General features: G+C 41.7%; 2 protein-coding genes and 2 pseudogenes. All 4 read left to right on the top strand.

Annotation, left to right across the window (positions count from 1 at the left end; genetic code table 11):
- Positions 1-483, top strand: a pseudogene (rho, locus tag B3182_RS06795) (transcription termination factor Rho); the annotation flags it as partial.
- Positions 484-530: 47 nt separating this feature from the next.
- Positions 531-1,448, top strand: coding sequence for a tRNA (adenosine(37)-N6)-dimethylallyltransferase MiaA (gene miaA, locus B3182_RS06790; RefSeq protein WP_292398496.1), 918 nt, complete (start codon positions 531-533; stop codon positions 1,446-1,448).
- Between the two features lie 75 nt (positions 1,449-1,523).
- On the top strand, positions 1,524-1,748 hold the full coding sequence (gene hfq / locus B3182_RS06785; RefSeq protein ID WP_014707464.1) for an RNA chaperone Hfq: 225 nt from the start codon (positions 1,524-1,526) through the stop codon (positions 1,746-1,748).
- Between the two features lie 13 nt (positions 1,749-1,761).
- Positions 1,762-2,116: pseudogene (locus B3182_RS06780) on the top strand (GTPase HflX); the annotation flags it as partial.

Here is a 2,116-nt window from a genome sequence, read left to right as displayed (position 1 = left end):
GTCGTTATTCTGTTAGATTCAATTACCCGTTTAGCGCGTGCATACAATACAGTCTCGCCTTCATCCGGTAAGGTCCTTACTGGTGGTGTCGATGCAAATGCGCTGCAACGTCCTAAACGGTTCTTTGGCGCGGCCCGAAATATTGAAGAAGGTGGTAGCTTAACCATTATTGCAACGGCCCTAATTGATACTGGTTCGAAGATGGACGAAGTCATCTACGAAGAGTTTAAAGGTACCGGTAATATGGAAGTATTACTTGAACGTAAATTGGCTGACCGTCGTATTTATCCTGCGATTAATGTCACACGTTCCGGTACCCGTCGTGAAGAATTACTGACTAATGAAGAAGATCTTCAGAAGCTGTGGATCTTACGTAAGATTCTGGCTCCAATGGAACCCATTGAAGCAATGGAATTTCTGATGGATAGGCTAAAATCGACTAAAACCAATGTTGAGTTTTTTGACTCAATGAAGCAAGGGTAATTATCGATTTGTTGTCTGGCCAAGCTGTGCCACCAGCCATTTTTTTAATGGGGCCCACGGCCGCAGGTAAAACAGAGCTGGCAATATTTCTTGCTCAGAATCTTCCCGTAGAAATTATCAGTGTTGATTCTGCTCTTGTTTACAAGCAGATGGATATTGGTACAGCCAAGCCAGATGCACTCACGTTGCAGAAGTATCCTCATCATCTGGTGAATATTCTTGATCCTACAGAGGCTTATTCTGCGGGAAGATTTCGTCAGGATGCGTTGGCGTTAATGGATGATATTACCCAGCGGGGAAAAGTTCCGTTACTGGTTGGCGGGACGATGCTGTATTTTAAAACGTTGCAATATGGCATTGCAGAGTTACCAGAAGCTGACGCACAAGTCCGATCAAAACTGGCGAATGAGCTTCAGCAATTTGGCTTGCCGTATTTGCATGATCGACTGGCCAAAATAGATCCTGTTTCGGCAAAACGTATTCATAATAATGATCCGCAAAGATTATTACGTGCCTTGGAAGTTTATGAGATTTCTGGGAAATCATTAACTGAATTAACCAAATATTCAGATTTTTTATTGCCCTATGAAGTCATAAAAATAATTCTATCGCCTTTTGATCGAAAAATTCTGCATCAACGAATCGCCAAAAGATACGAAACAATGATGCAAGCTGGATTTATTGATGAAGTCAGAAAACTGTATCGGCGTGAAGATCTGCATCCAGCATTGCCATCAATTCGGGCTGTAGGCTACCGACAGGCATGGTCTTTTCTGCGCGGAGAGTATGACGAAGCCACCTTTATTGAAAAAGCAATTATTGCTACAAGGCAAATGGCGAAACGTCAGCTGACCTGGTTAAGAGCTCAAAAAGATGGTGTTTGGTTTGACAGCAGTACAGATTTACCAGAACAACAGGTATTGGATTTTATACGTTACAAGCTGGCTACATCCGATAATGCTTGACGATTCTGTGCAGCCTTTTAGAATGCCTAATATACTATTTGAAATTTAACAATAATAACAACGATGGAGTCGACAATGGCCAAAGCCCAATCCTTGCAGGATCCTTTTTTAAACGCATTACGTCGAGAAAATGTTTCAGTTTCAATATATCTGGTCAATGGCATTAAACTACAGGGTCAGATTGATTCCTTCGATCAATTTGTCATTTTACTGAAAAACTCAGTGAATCAAATGGTCTATAAACATGCCATTTCGACTATTGTTCCTGCAAGAAATGTTCAGATAACCCAAGAAGAATAAGGGAGTTTATTGATTGTTTGATCGGCCTGATAGCAATGCAGCTTTTGAAGAGAATTCCGAACAGGAATCCGTTGTTTTAGTTCACCTTGATTTTAATGATCGGGGATTTGATGAAAAACAACAGGAATTCCTTGAATTGGTTAATTCAACAGGTACCAATATTTCAGCCGTAGTGCATGGCAAACGTCAGCGGCCTGATTCAAAGTACTTCGCCGGTTCAGGCAAGGTAGAAGAAATAGCTGAACTTGTAGCAGCCAATGATGCTGCGGTAGTGATTTTTAACCACGAACTCTCTCCCAGTCAGGAACGTAATCTTGAACAGCGGTTAAAATGCCGTGTATTAGGCCGCACCGGTCTGATTCTGGATA

Origin of the sequence: Methylophaga sp. UBA4204, assembly GCF_002379485.1 — a bacterium.
Lineage (GTDB): Bacteria > Pseudomonadota > Gammaproteobacteria > Nitrosococcales > Methylophagaceae > Methylophaga.
This window is presented reverse-complemented; position numbering and strand designations above follow the sequence as displayed.

Excerpts from the sequence above, each read along its gene's own strand:
- miaA (WP_292398496.1), top strand. The coding sequence starts at position 531 with ATGGGGCCCACGGCCGCAGGTAAAACAGAGCTGGCAATATTTCTTGCT.
- hfq (WP_014707464.1), top strand. The coding sequence starts at position 1,524 with ATGGCCAAAGCCCAATCCTTGCAGGATCCTTTTTTAAACGCATTACGT.